Origin of the sequence: Nocardia blacklockiae (assembly GCF_015477355.1) — a bacterium.
Lineage (GTDB): Bacteria > Actinomycetota > Actinomycetes > Mycobacteriales > Mycobacteriaceae > Nocardia > Nocardia blacklockiae.
This window is the reverse complement of sequence record NZ_JADLRJ010000003.1, coordinates 110,809-124,754: the sequence shown is the minus strand read 5'-3', so window position 1 is coordinate 124,754 and position 13,946 is coordinate 110,809. Positions and strand designations below refer to the sequence as shown.

General features: G+C 70.3%; 13 protein-coding genes. 7 read left to right on the top strand and 6 right to left on the bottom strand.

Annotation, left to right across the window (positions count from 1 at the left end):
- Positions 1-119: 119 nt before the first annotated feature.
- Positions 120-743: an aggregation-promoting factor C-terminal-like domain-containing protein gene (locus tag IU476_RS10125; protein ID WP_195098926.1), complete on the top strand. Its 624-nt coding sequence runs from the start codon at positions 120-122 to the stop codon at positions 741-743.
- 171 nt (positions 744-914) lie between these two features.
- Positions 915-2,042: a DUF475 domain-containing protein gene (locus IU476_RS10120; RefSeq protein ID WP_195098923.1), complete on the top strand. Its 1,128-nt coding sequence runs from the start codon at positions 915-917 to the stop codon at positions 2,040-2,042.
- Here IU476_RS10120 and IU476_RS10115 read toward each other — a convergent pair.
- A complete protein-coding gene (locus tag IU476_RS10115; protein WP_195098920.1) occupies positions 2,023-2,532 on the bottom strand; it encodes a mycothiol transferase in 510 nt (169 codons plus the stop codon). The two genes, IU476_RS10120 and IU476_RS10115, sit on opposite strands and share 20 nt — an antisense overlap.
- A gap of 162 nt (positions 2,533-2,694) precedes the next feature.
- On the opposite strand from IU476_RS10115, the gene IU476_RS10110 reads away from it, so the two are divergent.
- Positions 2,695-3,036 (top strand): DoxX family protein, encoded by a 342-nt coding sequence (locus IU476_RS10110; RefSeq protein WP_195098916.1) that lies wholly within the window; start codon positions 2,695-2,697, stop codon positions 3,034-3,036.
- 51 nt (positions 3,037-3,087) lie between these two features.
- Positions 3,088-3,723 carry a lipoyl(octanoyl) transferase LipB gene (gene lipB / locus IU476_RS10105; RefSeq protein ID WP_195098913.1) on the top strand — a complete coding sequence of 212 codons (636 nt, stop codon included), beginning with the start codon at positions 3,088-3,090 and terminating at the stop codon, positions 3,721-3,723.
- A 10-nt stretch (positions 3,724-3,733) separates the two neighbouring features.
- Here lipB and IU476_RS10100 read toward each other — a convergent pair whose 3' ends face one another.
- The 3 genes from IU476_RS10100 to IU476_RS10090 form a co-directional block, all read right to left on the bottom strand.
- Positions 3,734-6,274, bottom strand: a complete 2,541-nt coding sequence (locus IU476_RS10100; protein ID WP_195098910.1) for an MFS transporter — start codon at positions 6,272-6,274, stop codon at positions 3,734-3,736.
- A 96-nt stretch (positions 6,275-6,370) separates the two neighbouring features.
- A complete protein-coding gene (locus IU476_RS10095) occupies positions 6,371-7,210 on the bottom strand; it encodes a DUF72 domain-containing protein (protein WP_195098909.1) in 840 nt (279 codons plus the stop codon).
- Positions 7,211-7,240: 30 nt separating this feature from the next.
- Entirely contained in the window at positions 7,241-8,746 is a 1,506-nt protein-coding gene (locus tag IU476_RS10090; protein WP_195098908.1) for a hypothetical protein, read from the bottom strand.
- A gap of 305 nt (positions 8,747-9,051) precedes the next feature.
- Here IU476_RS10090 and IU476_RS10085 point away from each other — a divergent pair, with 305 nt between their 5' ends.
- From IU476_RS10085 to IU476_RS10075, 3 genes are read left to right on the top strand one after another with little or no spacing between them, the layout of a single operon-like run.
- Complete coding sequence (locus IU476_RS10085; protein ID WP_195098907.1) at positions 9,052-10,218, top strand: thiolase family protein; 1,167 nt, start codon at positions 9,052-9,054, stop codon at positions 10,216-10,218.
- Positions 10,219-10,220: 2 nt separating this feature from the next.
- The gene (locus tag IU476_RS10080) at positions 10,221-10,970 is read left to right on the top strand and encodes an SDR family NAD(P)-dependent oxidoreductase (protein WP_195098906.1); all 750 of its coding nucleotides are present in this window, start codon (positions 10,221-10,223) and stop codon (positions 10,968-10,970) included.
- A 57-nt stretch (positions 10,971-11,027) separates the two neighbouring features.
- Positions 11,028-11,357 carry a cupin domain-containing protein gene (locus IU476_RS10075; RefSeq protein ID WP_195098905.1) on the top strand — a complete coding sequence of 110 codons (330 nt, stop codon included), beginning with the start codon at positions 11,028-11,030 and terminating at the stop codon, positions 11,355-11,357.
- Positions 11,358-11,430: 73 nt separating this feature from the next.
- Here IU476_RS10075 and IU476_RS10070 read toward each other — a convergent pair whose 3' ends face one another.
- Both IU476_RS10070 and fadD32 read right to left on the bottom strand, forming a co-directional pair.
- Positions 11,431-12,030 carry a hypothetical protein gene (locus IU476_RS10070; RefSeq protein WP_195098904.1) on the bottom strand — a complete coding sequence of 200 codons (600 nt, stop codon included), beginning with the start codon at positions 12,028-12,030 and terminating at the stop codon, positions 11,431-11,433.
- Positions 12,031-12,064: 34 nt separating this feature from the next.
- The gene (gene fadD32 / locus IU476_RS10065) at positions 12,065-13,933 is read right to left on the bottom strand and encodes a long-chain-fatty-acid--AMP ligase FadD32 (RefSeq protein WP_195098903.1); all 1,869 of its coding nucleotides are present in this window, start codon (positions 13,931-13,933) and stop codon (positions 12,065-12,067) included.
- Between the last annotated feature and the right edge of the window lie 13 nt (positions 13,934-13,946).

Sequence of the window (13,946 nt, the reverse complement as noted above, 5' to 3'; positions counted from 1 at the left end):
TCTCGCCCACGGACACGCCGGGCGGCTTCGCCTCTCGCACGGTCTACTAGTGGTTTGCTCGGTTTCGCACCACCCGCTTTTCGTGATTCACAGGTTGACGCGAAAGGAGCGTGCCCGCGATGCCGCAGCCGAGATCACGCATCGTGCGCTGGGTCGGAAAGGTCGCCGTCGCCGCCTTGCTGACGGCGGCGCTCACGGTGTGCGCGGCGGTTGCCGCGGCCGAGGACGGCGCGACCGCCGCCCCCGCCTGTGCCGCCGTCGGCGACCCCGAGGTGCCGGTGTCGGCGCAGGAACTGGCCGACAGCATGGCGGCGTTCGGTCCCGGGGCGACGCGGGCGGCGTCCGCGGGCGCCGGGCGGCCCGGTCCGGACATCTGTGCCGGGCGCACCCCGACCGGCTCGGCGATGCTGCCCGATGTGGTCGGTATGGGCCTGGGCGTGGTGCTGCCGGCGTTCCGGCTGGCACCGAAGACGATGGCGCTGTTCATCGTTCCGCCGCATCAGTTCCCGGCGTTCGACAACATCATCACCAGGGAGAGCGGCTGGAACACCTTCGCCATCAACCCCGAGTCGGGCGCCTACGGACTGGGCCAGGCGCTGCCGGCGTACAAGATGAGCACCCACGGCCCGGACTGGTGCTGCAACCCGGTCACTCAGCTCCGGTGGACCTACGACTACATGAACCAGCGGTACGGCAGCCCGGACGGCGCGTGGGCGTTCTGGCAGTCCCACGGCTGGTACTGATCGCTGGTACAGGTTCCAGGTAGGCTGTCCCGGGCGCGCAACCTGTACCGATTGTCGTTTCCTCCATTCGGCTGCCACAATCGAGTGAGGGTTGCGGGCACTCTGGCTGCCGCTACTCGTGGAGATCCACAAGACCCCCGCGGGTGTCGGGCTACTGCGAAAGGCATCGGCATGTTCGTGCGTGTGTTCGCCCTGTCGTTCATCGTCACAGTGGTATCGCTGGTGGCCGCGCTGATCTACGGCGGGCCGGAAGCGTTGGTGCTGGCGGCCATCCTCGGCGTGCTCGAGGTGTCGCTGTCGTTCGACAACGCGGTGGTCAATGCCAGCGTCCTGCAACGACTCAGCGCGTTCTGGCAACGGATGTTCCTCACCGTCGGCGTCATCATCGCGGTGTTCGGCATGCGGCTGCTGTTCCCCTTGGTCATCGTGGCGATCACCGCGCACCTGGATCCGGTGAAGGCCTTCGAGCTGGCGCTGAACCCGCCGCCCGACGGCGCCGCCTACTTCTCCGACGGCCGCCCCAGCTACGAGACGCTGCTCAACGAGGCCAATCCGAAGATCGCCGCGTTCGGCGGAATGTTCCTGCTGATGCTGTTCCTGGACTTCGTGAGCAGCGACCGCGAGACCACCTGGCTGGTCTGGCTGGAGCGGCCGCTGGCCCGGCTCGGCCGGTTCCCGATGTTCTCCACCGTCGTCTCGCTGCTGGTGCTGGTCTGCATCGCGGGCCTCACCGCGCCCGACGAGCGCGCGGACGTGGTGATGGTCGCCGGCGCGCTGGGCATGGTGACCTACATCCTGGTCAACGGGCTGAGCGAGGCGCTGGACAACGAACACGAGGACGAACTGGAACGCACCGGCCCCGGGCCGATCGTCGTGGCCACCGGCCGCGCGGCGTTCTTCGTCTTCCTCTACCTGGAAGTGCTGGACGCCTCGTTCTCCTTCGACGGCGTGATCGGTGCGTTCGCCATCACCGCGGACCCGATCATCATCGCGCTCGGCCTGGGCCTGATCGGCTCGATGTTCGTGCGCTCCATCACCGTCTACCTGGTGCGGCAGGGCACGCTCTCGGAGTACGTCTACCTCGAGCACGGCGCGCACTGGGCGATCGGCGCCCTCGCCGTCGTGCTGCTGTACTCCACCGGACACCACCTGAACGAGGTGGTGACCGGCCTGGTCGGCGTGACGATCATCGTGGCGGCGTTCGTCAGCAGCATCGTCTACAACCGCCGCCACCGCGCCCCGGACGACGACGCGCCGACGGAGCACGATCTCACCGCCGCTACCTCGTCCGTTCGATGACCCCGCGCAGGTAGGCCGCCTGACCGGCGTGCTGTAGATCGTCGGAGAGCACGCTGACCAGTCGCACCAGCAGGGTGACCGGCGGATCCCACGACGTGTCGACCACGCGGGCCAGCTCGGCGTCGGTGAGACCGCGCAGGTACTCCAGCGTCTGTGCGTGGACCGCCTCGTAATATCCGGTCAGCAGCTCGGCGGAGGCCCGCACGCGGGCGACGTCGGCCGGGCCGTCGCCGTAACCCGTGGCGCGCTTGCCGATCGGCAGCGCGAACCGGTCGTACCAGCCCTGCGCCGTCCACACCTGGTCGACGCCCGCCACCTCGGCGACGTGGTCGTCCTGCACTCTGGTCAGGTGCCAGATCAGCCAGGCGATGGTGTTCGCGCCCGGGTCCACCCGGTAGGTGAGGGCCGCCTCGTCCAGCCCGTCGGCCGCCTCGTGCACCACCTCGCGGATCCGCTCGTAGGCATCGGTCAGCACGTCCGCACTCGTCATCCTCGAACCTCCGTTCCCCGTGGTTTCCGGCACTCGCGACCGTACTCCGCGGTACCGACAATCCGGTCGCGCCGCGATGTCACACTCGCGGGCGCGGCGTCGTCGACCCACTGAACCCGGCCCGATCGGCGGCCGGAACCGGTTGAGAAAGAAGGCATTCCGATGACCGCCGCCTACTACGTCGTCACCGTCCTGGCCGCCCTGTGGATCGGCTTCTCGTCGTTCTCGCTGCTGGCCCGCAAGCAGTTCGTGGTCGAGCCACTGGTCGAGTACGGCGTCCCGCGGTCGTGGTGGAACCCGCTGGGCCTGGCCAAGGGTGCGGGCGCGCTCGGCCTGCTGGCCGGTTTCGTCGTCCCGGCCGTCGGCATCGCGGCGGCGATCGGGCTGATCCTCTACTTCGCCGGGGCCGTCGTCACCACGCTGCGCGCCCGCTCGTACAAGACCACGCCGTTCCCCGTGCTCTACCTGATCCCGGCCGCGCTGGTTCTGCAACTGGCGGCCTGAGCTTGCCCGAGGCCCGGCCGGTCAGCGGCCGGGCCTCGGTATTGTCGGAGCATGAGGTCCAGGCCGCTGACGTTGATTCAGGACGAGCTCGTCGACTACGAGAAGGCGATGGAGCGCATGACCGAACTGGTCGAGCAGCGCCAGCGCGACGAGCGGCCGGACACCCTGTGGCTGCTGAGCCACCCGCAGGTCTACACCATCGGCCGCCGCACCCCGAGCGAGCACCTGCCCGACCCGGCCCACCACATCCCCGTCGTCGAGACCACCCGCGGCGGCCAGCTCACCTACCACGGCCCGGGCCAGCTGGTCGGCTACCTGATCGTGCGGCTGCATTCCGACGAGGGCGTGGTCGACTACATCCGCGAGGTCGAGCACCGCCTCGTCGACGCGCTCGCCACTCTGGGCGTCCCCGCCGAACGCCGCGACACCCCGCCCGGCGCCGAACTGCTCACCGGCGTCTGGACCGCCGCGACGGGCCGCAAGATCGTGTCCATCGGCATGCGGCAGAGCCGCGGTGTCACCAGCCACGGCTTCGCGCTCAACGTCGACGGCGACCTCGAGCCCTGGCGCTGGGCCGTCGCGTGCGGGCTGCCGGAGGTCGACATGACCTCGGTGCGCCGCGAAACCGGTTCGGCCACGATGGAACAGGTCCGCCCGGTGGTGGCCGCCGCCTTCGAGGCGAGCTGAACGCCGCCGCTCAGTCGACCGGCTCCTGGTAGCTCAACCGCACGTCGTGGGTGAGTTCGCCGCCGTCGACCACCACCCGGCTGGTCGCGGGCGGATACCCGCGCGCCACCACGGTGTACTCGCCCTGAGGCAGATCGCGCACCACGTACTGCCCGGCGGCGTCGGTGCGGGCCGAGGCCACCGGGTTGCCGTGCGCGTCGAGCACCAGGACCTGCGCATCGGGCACCGGGTGCCCGTCGGCCCAGGCGAGTCCTGCCAGCGCGCCCGTCGACCCCAGGTCCAGGTCGTGCCGCAGCCGCCCGCTGTCGGGCACCGTCAATGTCGTTGCGGTGGGCCGCATGTGGTCGGTCACGGCGACCAGGGTGTAGGCGCCCGGCACGACGCCGCGGCACACGTACCGCCCGTCGCGGTCGGTGACGGCCGAGCCGACGACCTCGCCGCGCGCGTCGGTGAGCGTGACGGTCACGCCGGGCAGCGGTTCGCCGCGTCCGGTGGCGCGCACCACGCCGGTCACCTCGCCGGTGCCGAGCAGCGTGATGTCCAGTGCTTGCGGCCATTCCCCGACGGCGACGTTCACCGCGGCGGGCTGGTACCCGGTGGCCGAGACGATCAGCACGTAGCCGCCCGCGCCCGGCGCGTCGATGCGGTAGCCGCCGTCCGGGCCGCCGGTGGCGCGCGAAACCTGGTGCCCGCGTTGGTCGATCAGCGTGAGGACGGCCTCGGCGACCGGGTGCCCGTCCTCGCGCTGGACCCGGCCGTCCAGCGAATGCGCCTCGCCCGCACCGTATTCGGCCGACAACAGCACCGCGGTCGCGGTACCCGTTGCCGCGCTGTCGATCCGGTCCGGCAGCCCCGAACGTTCCACGCGCGCATGCCTGCCCGCTCCGACCAGGGACCGTTCCGGCTCGGCGAGTTCGACGCTCTCCCACAACCGCGCCGCCGCCCGCTCCGGTTCGGCCGGCACCGCCGCTACCTCCGAAGGGTCCTGCAGCGGAATCTCTTTCATGAACATCAGCACCACGCAGGCCACCAGCGAGACAGCCGCGCCCACATAGAAGACTCCGCTGAGCGAATCGGTGAAACCGATCAGGATCGGCTCCTTCACCGCCGCCGGCAACGCGCCGATTCCGGCGGTATCGCTCTGCAATTCGGTCAGCGCGCCGGTGTCGAAGCCGGGCGGCAGCTGTCCGCCGAACGCGTCGACGATCCGCCGCGGCAGCAGGTTGAACAGGATGGTCAGGAACACGGTGACGCCGAGCGTGCCGCCCATCTGCCGGAAGAACGTCGCCGCGGCCGTGGACACGCCCATGTCGGTCTTCGGTCCCGCGGCCTGCGCCGCGATGATGAGGGTCTGCATGCAGCCGCCGAGGCCGACGCCGATCACGCCGCTGTAGGCCAGCGGCTCCCACAGCGGGCTGTCGAAGCGCACCTGCGCGAAAAGCACCGCGCCCACGGCGATCACGAACGTGCCGAGCACCGGCAAAATCTTGTATCGACCCGTGGCCTTCGTGACCGCGCCGGCGATCGACGAGCCGACCATGATGCCCAGCACCAGCGGCAGCATCATCAGCCCGGACTTGGTCGGCGAATACTCGCGCACCACTTGCAGATACAGCGGCACCATCGAGATGGCCCCGAACATGGCGATGCCCACGATGAAGCCGCCGAGGATCGTCACGGAGAACGTCGAGCTCCGGAACAGCCGCAACGGAATCAGCGCGGCGTCCTTCATCAGCGCCTCGACGATCAGGAACAGCACCAGCCCGGCCGCCCCGAGCCCGTAGCAGAGCAGCGCCCGGTCCGACTGCCAGCCCCAGCCGCGCCCCTGCTCGGCCACGAGCAGCAGCGGCACCACGCACACGGCCAGCGCGACCGCCCCGAACCAGTCGACCCGGTGGCGCTGCCGCACGTGCGGCACATTGAGCACTTTGGCGACCACCAGCAGCGCGAGCACCCCGATCGGCACGTTCACCAGGAACACCCAGCGCCAGCCGTCCAGGCCCCAGAGGTGGTCGTAGTCGGAGAAGAATCCGCCCAGCACCGGTCCCAGCACCGTCGAGGTGCCGAACACCATCATGAAATAGCCCTGGTACCGCACCTGCTGCCGCGGCGGCACGATATCGCCGATGATGGTGAACGCCAACGACATCAGGCCGCCCGCGCCCAGACCTTGGAACGCCCGGAAGCCCGCCAGCTGATACATCGAGGTGGCGAAGGTGCAGGCCGCCGAACCGATCACGAACAATCCGATGGCGATCAAATAGAACGGCTTACGACCGTAGATGTCGGCCAGCTTGCCGTACAACGGCGTACTGATCGTCGCCGTGATCAGATACGCCGTCGTCGCCCACGCCTGCTGATCGAACCCGTGCAGACTGTTGGCGATCCGCACGATCGCCACCGTCACGATGTTCTGATCCAGCGCCGCGAGGAAAAGCCCCAGCAGCAAGCCGGACATGATGGTGAGAATCTGCCGATGCGACAGTGACGCGCCCGCATCCGCCGCCGGGTCCGGCCGCACCGCCGGTTCCCGGATGGTCGAATTCGTCATGTTCAAGCCCTGATTCGGTTCGGCCTATCGTGAATGAGTGTGTCGATACTGCAGTCGAGCCCCGCACCAGCAGACGTGATCAGCACACAAAAACTATCAGAACAAGGTCATCGGTTCGGTGGGCGCGGGTTCGGGCAGCGGCTCCAGCTCCGGCACCCGGGCCCGGACCTCCTCGTGGAAGCGGCGGGCCAGCACCAGCGATGCGGCGTTGTCGGGGGTGTGCAGGAAGACGGTCGGCGACCGTCCTTCGCGCAGCCATCCGGTGACGATCTCCAGCCAGGGCCGCCAGCCCGCGACGGTGGCCGCGCGGTCGTCGCGGCCGTGATACCGCACGATCGGGTATTCGGTGAGCGCCCGGGTGCGTCGCGGCAGCCGCGGCTTCTTCGTCCAGGCCTCGCGCTCCCCCGGGCTGGTCGGGCGGGCGGCGAACAAGGTGGTGGTGTCGAAGGGCAGCCACTCCGAGCCGGTGCGGCTCAAGACGCGCTCGAGCTGCGCCGCGGCGCGTTCCTCCTCGAAGAAGGCGCGATGCCGCACCTCGACGACGTACCGGTAGCGCTCGGGCAGTTCCCGCAGCAGCGCGGCCAGCGCGCCGAGTTCGCCGGGTCCGAACGAGGCAGGCAGCTGCACCCACAGCGCGTGCACCCGCTCCCCCAGTGGCTCGACGGCCGTGAGGAATTCGCGCAGCTGCTGATCGGCGCCGGCCAGACGGCGTTCGTGCGTCACGGTTTTCGGCAGCTTCGGCACGAACCGGAAATCCGGCGGCGTCTGCGCCGCCCACGACCGGACCGTGGCCGGCGCGGGCGTCGCGTAGAAGGTGGTGTTGCCCTCCACGGCATTACACCACTGCGCGTAGGACCGCAGCCGCTCGCGCGGATTCGGCTGCCGGTCCGCCCAGGCCGTGTGCGTCCACTGCGCACACCCCACGTGAAGCCGCATGCGGTCGAGGTTAGTCCCGGCGACCGACGCTCAGCCGCGGCCCCGCTGGAAGAACAGGACCTGGTCGCCGTAGTCGGCCAGCGGCCGGGCCTGGCCCGCCTGCCGGATCCCGCTGACCGGCAGGTGGGTGAGCTTGGCGAACATCGGGGTGTTGCCGAACGCCGACCGCACCTGGGTCTCCGAGGCGTAGTCCGCGCCGTAGTCGGCCAGGGCCGCGAAGTCCAACGGCGCCAGCGGTTCCGACAGCGGCGGCTGCCCGGCCGGGCGGCCGAGCGCGGCGTACTGGGTCGCGACACCGTCCACGTACCAGCACAATTCGTAGGACATGTTCTCGGTGGTGTTCACCGCGATCACCGGCCACTTCTTCGAAAGATGCTGCGCCAGTGGATGTTTGCCGACCGGAGTGAGTTCCCAGTGCAGGCTCATGACCGAGATCCAGCTACCGCCGGAGCGCTCGATCAGCACCACGTCGTCACCGAGTTCGGCGGCCATGTTGAGTTCGGGATCCGGGATGTGCCAATGGGTTTCGTGCACGCCCTGGAACACGGTGCTGTCGGCGGGGTAGGCGCCGTCGGCCTCGTAGGCCGCGACCACCGCGGCGCGCACCTGCAGCAGCGCGTCGGGCGCGGCGCACCGCACGCTCAGCGCGCCGAACGAGCTGCCGATCTCCACGGGCTTGGACGGCGGGTCGGCCAGCGCGCCCGCCGCGAGCGGCTTGAGCCCGACCAGGCCGAGCTTCCAGTTGATCTCCTCGATCGTGGTCAAGTCGCCGGAGGTCTGGTAGAGGATCTGCTGCTGAGTCAGGTAGCCGGCCCGTTCCAGCGTCGGGCACTCCAGTTTGACCAGCGCGGCGCGGGTCTTGCTAGTGAAGTCGATGTCCTCGACGCGGATCTCGCGCAGCCGGGTGGTCATGGCCTGGGTGGTCCACGCCGAGTAGCGCTCCCGGTACATGGCCAGCGCCTGCTTGCGCGGGCGGCCGATCATCAGAGTGCGCAGCAACATGTTCAGGCTGGCCAGATAGCGCCCGGCCGAGTCGGGCTCGGACGCGAACAGCCCGGCGCGGATGCGCACCGCCTCGGAGCTGGCGGCCACGGCCGCGTCCGGATCCAGCCGGCATAGCCACACGCCGCATTTGGAGAGCCCGTCGGCACACACGGCCGCCGCCATCGGATAGCGCTGCGCCACCCGGTGATACGCGTCGCAGGCCTGGCGGATGGTCGAGGTGGCCAGTTCGCGGTGCCCGATGGTGCGCGCGGCCTGCTCGAACAGCCGCAGCGCCTCCTGAACCTGCCCGACGAACTGCGAGCTGACGTGACCGTTGGTCAACCAGCGCAACCGGATCAGCACGGCCTCCTGCGCCGGCTCCAGTGCGGCCGGCGCGCGGTCGCGCCCCGCGCCCTGCTCCTTGGTGGCCAGGAAGGCCCGCGCCAGCTCGCACAGCGAGGTGGCCAGCCGCAGGTCGGCCTCGGGGGTTCGTGCGGCGGCGGCGTTCCGTCTGTCGTCGGCTACCTGCTGCTCGATGGCGCTCAACTCCATCGCAACCTCAACTCCCGCATCACCTTCCGCACACGGTCGTCGAGCGGCCGCATCTGCCGTGCCGAGTCTGCCACATCTTCCCTCCCGCCGGTGATCGGATGGGGTGTACCCGCTCCCCCGAGCGAACGTGAGCGCTCCCCGGGCCGCGGCGGCCGCGTCGCCGCCCCGTCCGCCCGCTCCCCCCGCACGGGTCGACCTGATCACTTCCACTCCGGTTCGGCCTGCACGCCAAGGTTCGACGCTGCGCCTCGATGAGAATCCGTGTTAACTTAAGCAGGTATCTCGAAGGAGTGATCGGAGTGGCTATGACCTCGGCTGTGATCGTCGACGTGGTCCGGACCCCGTCCGGCAAGGGCAAGGCCGGCGGCGGCCTGTCGCAGGTACATCCGGCGACGCTGCTGGCCGGCGTGCTGAGCGAGCTGGTGTCGCGCAACCGGCTGGACCCCGCTCTGGTCGACGACGTGGTCACCGGCTGCGTCACGCAGAGCGGTGAACAGGCGTTCAATATCGGCCGCACCGCTGTCCTGGCCGCCGGCTTCCCGGAGTCGGTCCCGGCGACCACCGTGGACCGGCAGTGCGGATCCAGTCAGCAGGCCGCGCATTTCGCGGCCCAGGGCGTGCTCGCGGGCGCCTACGACATCGCGATCGCCTGCGGTGTGGAGTCGATGAGCCGGGCGCCGATGTTCTCCAACGCGCAGGGCGCCGACGCCAATCGCGGGCCGATCGCCCACCGCTACCCCGACGGCCTTGTACAGCAGGGCATTTCGGCGGAGATCATCGCGGCGCGCTGGAAGTTCGACCGCGCCGCGCTGGACGAGTTCGCCGCGCGCTCGCACCGGCTGGCCGCCGAGACCGCGGCCGCCGGCGGGTTCTCCGACGAACTCGTCGCGGCCGGCGAACTGACCGCCGACGAAACGGTCCGGCCCACGACGACGGTCGAGAAGCTGGCCGGGCTGCAACCGGCGTTCGCCGACGACGAGTACAAGGCGCGCTTCCCGGAGATCGAATGGTCCATCACGCCGGGCAATTCGTCGCCGCTGACCGACGGCGCCTCGGCGGCGCTGATCATGAGCGAGGAGAAGGCGAACCAGCTCGGCCTGCGGCCCCGTGCGCGCTTCCACTCGTTCGCGGTGACCGGCGACGATCCGCTGCTGATGCTCACCGCCGTCGTCCCCGCGACCCGCAAGGTGCTCGCGCGCGGCGGACTGTCGATCGACGACATCGACGCCTACGAGGTGAACGAGGCCTTCGCGCCGGTGCCGCTGGTGTGGGCGCACGAACTCGGCGCCGACCCGGCCCGGCTGAACCCGCGCGGCGGCGCCATCGCCCTGGGCCACCCGCTCGGGGCGTCCGGCACCCGCATCCTCGCCACGCTGGTCAACCACCTCGACCAGACCGGCGGCCGGTACGGCCTGATGACCATGTGCGAGGCCGGCGGGCTGGCCAACGCCACCGTCATCGAGCGGCTCTGAGGATGGCCGCGGACAGCAAGCGCAGCGCCCTGGTCACCGGCGGCTCGCGCGGTATCGGCGCGGAGATCGCCCGTCGGCTGGCGGGCGAGGGGTACGCGGTGACCATCGCCGCCCGCACCGCGGACACCCTGCAGCAGACCGCGCAGCGGCTGCGCGACGAGACCGGCGCGCAGGTGCATCCGGTCGCGGCGAACATGGTGGATCCCGAGCAGATTTCCGCTCTGGTCGACGCGCACGCCGACCGGTGCGGCGGGCTGGACCTGCTGGTGCTCAGCGCGGGCACCGGCACCGCCGGGCCGGTCGCGGAGCTGAGCGTGAAGGCGCGCGAGCGCATGCTCGACGTCAACTTCCGCGCCCCGCTCGCGATCATCCAGGCGGCCTTGCCGCTGCTGCGCGCCCGCGCCGCCGCGGATCCCGCGCGGGGCGCCAAAATCGTTGCGATAGCGTCGATCACGGGTGTGGCGGGCGAGGCCGGGCTGGCCGCGTACGGCGCCACCAAGGCCGCGCTGATCTCGCTGTGCGAGACCGTGTCGCTGGAGGAGTCGGCGCACGGGGTCAGCGCCACCGCGCTGTCCCCCGGATACGTCGACACCGACATGAGCGCCTGGAAGCACGGCGAACTCGATCCCGCCGGCATGCTCCCCACCGCCGACATCGCGGAGCTGGTGCTGGCCATCTCCCGGTTGTCGGCGCGCGCGGTGGTGCCCAACATCGTGGTATCCCGTGCGGGAGAACAGGTCTGGCGGGCCTGAGCCGAATCCTCGGACTATCTTGGAATAAAGCCAGCGACGGGCCGGGTTGCACGGGTCATGGCTATTACCGAGCATCCTGGCTACGAGTGGAACTCCGTCACGAACGTGCCGGTGCGCGAGCTGTTTCCGGGCGTGCGGCTGCGCTCGCTGTGGTCCGGCGACAACGGTGCGAGCGCCCATGTGCTGGAGATGGATCCGGGCGCCACCTGGGAGGGCATCGACGTGCACCAGCCGGGGCCGGAGGAGGTCTACGTCGTCTCGGGCACGTTCAACGACGGCTTCCGCGACTACCCGGCCGGTTCGTTCATCCACGCGCCGGCCGGTTCCGCGCATGTGCCGCAGTCGGCTTCGGGGTGCACGCTGTTCCTCTTCTACCCCGCGGGCTGAGCCGACGTTCAGCGGCGGCGCACTCCGCCGCGGTGCGCGACCGATGCCGTCGGCACCTGCGGGCTTCGGGTGTTCAGCTCGCGGGTGGTGTTGCCGCGCCGAGGGCCTCGGCGAGTTCCTCGTACCGCCGCCCGGTGAGTTCGGTGAGTTCGGTGTGCAGCGCGGCCAATTGGTCGCGCGTCTCCTGGTCGAGACGCTGCCCGATCTCCGGATGCCGCAGCAGGGCCGAGCCCGCCCGGACCCAGCCGTCGAGCGCCCACCACGACAGCACGACCTCCACCGCGTCCACGTCGAGCAGTTCCGGCGGCAGGTCGCCGTCGGGGTCGGGCAGCGCGCCGCCCACGCGGTCCAGCCACGCCCGCGCGAAACCCACCGCGTACCCGAGATTCACGATCAGGTGCGTGAGCACCGGCGGGCCGCAGGCGGCGGCGTCCGCGCCGTGGTCGACGCACACCGCGATCAGGACCGCGACATTGGCCTGCCCGCCCAGCGGCACAGCGTCGAGCACGGCCGCCAGCCGCGGACCGGCCTGCGCCAGCTCCGCCGGCGTGACGGGATCCAAGGCCCGCGCCAGCGCCTCGTGCGCGGCCCGGGTCGCCCGGACGTCGTCACCGCGCACCGCACGTTCGAATTCGGCCAGCGCGTCCAGGAATGGGCTCGTCCCCGAGGTCATGAGGGGGCACGCTACCCGCCCTGGCCGCGCCGGCCTATTCGTCGCTCGCGTCGGGGAACGCCTGCTGCCGATAACCGCCGCGCAGCGTGCCCTCCAGATACGCCGCCTTGCACGCCCGCCGCGCGATCTTCCCGCTGGAGGTGCGCGGAATCGAGCCCGCCGGCACCAGCAGCACGTCCCGCACCGTCACCCCGTGGCGCTTCGAGATGGCGCCCCGCACCGTCTCCGCGATCGGCGCGGGGTCGAGTTTGGCGGCCCCGCTGCCCCTTTCGGCAACGATCACCAGATGCTCCGAGCCGGAAGCGTTTTCGAGCACCGAACCCGCGACCTCGTTGGGCCCCACCGAGAACGCGGCCACGAACCCCGGACGCAGCGCCGTCGAGGACTCCTGCGCCGACATCTCCAGATCCTGCGGGTAGTGGTTACGTCCGTCGACGATCACCAGGTCCTTCACCCGGCCGGTGATGTACAGCTCGTTGTCGTGGTAGACGCCGAAATCGCCGGTCCGCATCCACTTCGCGTCCGGCGCGGTGCCCTCGGCGTGGCTGTCGTCCTGCCGGGCGGTGAGCCGGTTCTCGAAGGTGGCCGCGCTCTCCTCCGGCCGCGCCCAGTACCCGATGCCCATGTTCTGCCCGTGCAGCCAGATCTCGCCGACCTCGCCGTCGGGCCGCTCGGCCCCGGTCTCCGGGTCCACGATCACCGCCCACTGCGAGCGCGCCACATGGCCGCAGGACACCTGTGCCACCGCGTTCTCCGCGTCCGGGTCCACCTCGACCATGCGCCCGGCGTTGAGCTCGCCCCGATCGACGTACACGACCTTGGCCGCGTCGTCCCGTTTGGTCGCGGAGACGAACAGTGTCGCCTCGGCCATCCCGTAGCACGGCTTGATCGCCGTCTTCGGCAGGCCGTAGGGCGCGAACGCGTCGTTGAACTTCTGCATCGAGGTCACCGAGACCGGCTCGCTGCCGTTGATCAACCCGAGCACGTTCGACAGGTCCAGGTCCTCCCCGGCCTTCGGCCGGCCGCGCACCGCGGCGTGCTCGAACGCGAAATTCGGTGCGGCGGCATAGGTTCCGGCCCCGTCGGAGTGCGCGGCCAGTTCCTTGATCCACCGGTAGGGCCGCCGCACGAACGCGCTCGGCGACATGATGGTGATGAACTTGCCGCCGATCGCGGGCAGGATCACGCACAGCAGGCCCATGTCGTGGAACAGCGGCAGCCAGGTGACACCGCGGGTGTCCTCCTCGATGCCCAGCGCATCGATCATCTGCAGCAGATTCGTGCCCACCGCGCGGTGGGTGATCTCGACACCGGCGGGTGTGCGCGTGGATCCCGAGGTGTACTGCAGGTAGGCGACGCTGTCGATGTCGATGTCGGGCTCGGACCAGCCCGCGCCGACACTGTCGGGGATCGCGTCCACGGCGATGATGCGGGGCCGCTGCCCCGCCGGTAGCGCGCGGAAGAATTCCCGCACCCCCGCCGCCGCCGAGCTGGCGGTCAGGATGGCCGTGGGCTCGCAGTCGCCGAGCACCGCGTGCAGACGGTCGGTGTGGCCCGGCTCGTCCGGATCGAACAGCGGCACAGCGATATTGCCCGCGTAGACGGCGGCGAACATGCCCACCACGTAGTCCAGGCCCTGGGGCGCCAGAATCGCCACCCGGTCGCGCGGCCGGGTCACCTGCTGCAGCCGCGCCGCCACCGCCCGCAATCGCACGCCGAACTGCCGCCAGGTGAGTTCGTGGTACTCACCGTCGCGCTCGCGCGAATAGTCGATGTAGCGGTAGGCCAGTTCGTCCCCGTTCGCCGCGCTGTGCTTGTCGACGAAGTCGATCAGGGTCGCGTTGCCCAGGATCTTGATGTGGCCTTGCTCGTCCAGATAGTCATCGAAGGTCTCGCCGATCATTTCCTATCCTTTT

What these genes read in the sequence shown, in the direction of transcription:
- IU476_RS10125 (WP_195098926.1), top strand. Translation starts at nt 120, where the DNA reads ATGCCGCAGCCGAGATCACGCATCGTGCGCTGGGTCGGAAAGGTCGCC.
- IU476_RS10120 (WP_195098923.1), top strand. Translation starts at nt 915, where the DNA reads ATGTTCGTGCGTGTGTTCGCCCTGTCGTTCATCGTCACAGTGGTATCG.
- IU476_RS10115 (WP_195098920.1), bottom strand. Translation starts at nt 2,532, where the DNA reads ATGACGAGTGCGGACGTGCTGACCGATGCCTACGAGCGGATCCGCGAG.
- IU476_RS10110 (WP_195098916.1), top strand. Translation starts at nt 2,695, where the DNA reads ATGACCGCCGCCTACTACGTCGTCACCGTCCTGGCCGCCCTGTGGATC.
- lipB (WP_195098913.1), top strand. Translation starts at nt 3,088, where the DNA reads ATGAGGTCCAGGCCGCTGACGTTGATTCAGGACGAGCTCGTCGACTAC.
- IU476_RS10100 (WP_195098910.1), bottom strand. Translation starts at nt 6,274, where the DNA reads ATGACGAATTCGACCATCCGGGAACCGGCGGTGCGGCCGGACCCGGCG.
- IU476_RS10095 (WP_195098909.1), bottom strand. Translation starts at nt 7,210, where the DNA reads ATGCGGCTTCACGTGGGGTGTGCGCAGTGGACGCACACGGCCTGGGCG.
- IU476_RS10090 (WP_195098908.1), bottom strand. Translation starts at nt 8,746, where the DNA reads ATGGAGTTGAGCGCCATCGAGCAGCAGGTAGCCGACGACAGACGGAAC.
- IU476_RS10085 (WP_195098907.1), top strand. Translation starts at nt 9,052, where the DNA reads ATGACCTCGGCTGTGATCGTCGACGTGGTCCGGACCCCGTCCGGCAAG.
- IU476_RS10080 (WP_195098906.1), top strand. Translation starts at nt 10,221, where the DNA reads ATGGCCGCGGACAGCAAGCGCAGCGCCCTGGTCACCGGCGGCTCGCGC.
- IU476_RS10075 (WP_195098905.1), top strand. Translation starts at nt 11,028, where the DNA reads ATGGCTATTACCGAGCATCCTGGCTACGAGTGGAACTCCGTCACGAAC.
- IU476_RS10070 (WP_195098904.1), bottom strand. Translation starts at nt 12,030, where the DNA reads ATGACCTCGGGGACGAGCCCATTCCTGGACGCGCTGGCCGAATTCGAA.
- fadD32 (WP_195098903.1), bottom strand. Translation starts at nt 13,933, where the DNA reads ATGATCGGCGAGACCTTCGATGACTATCTGGACGAGCAAGGCCACATC.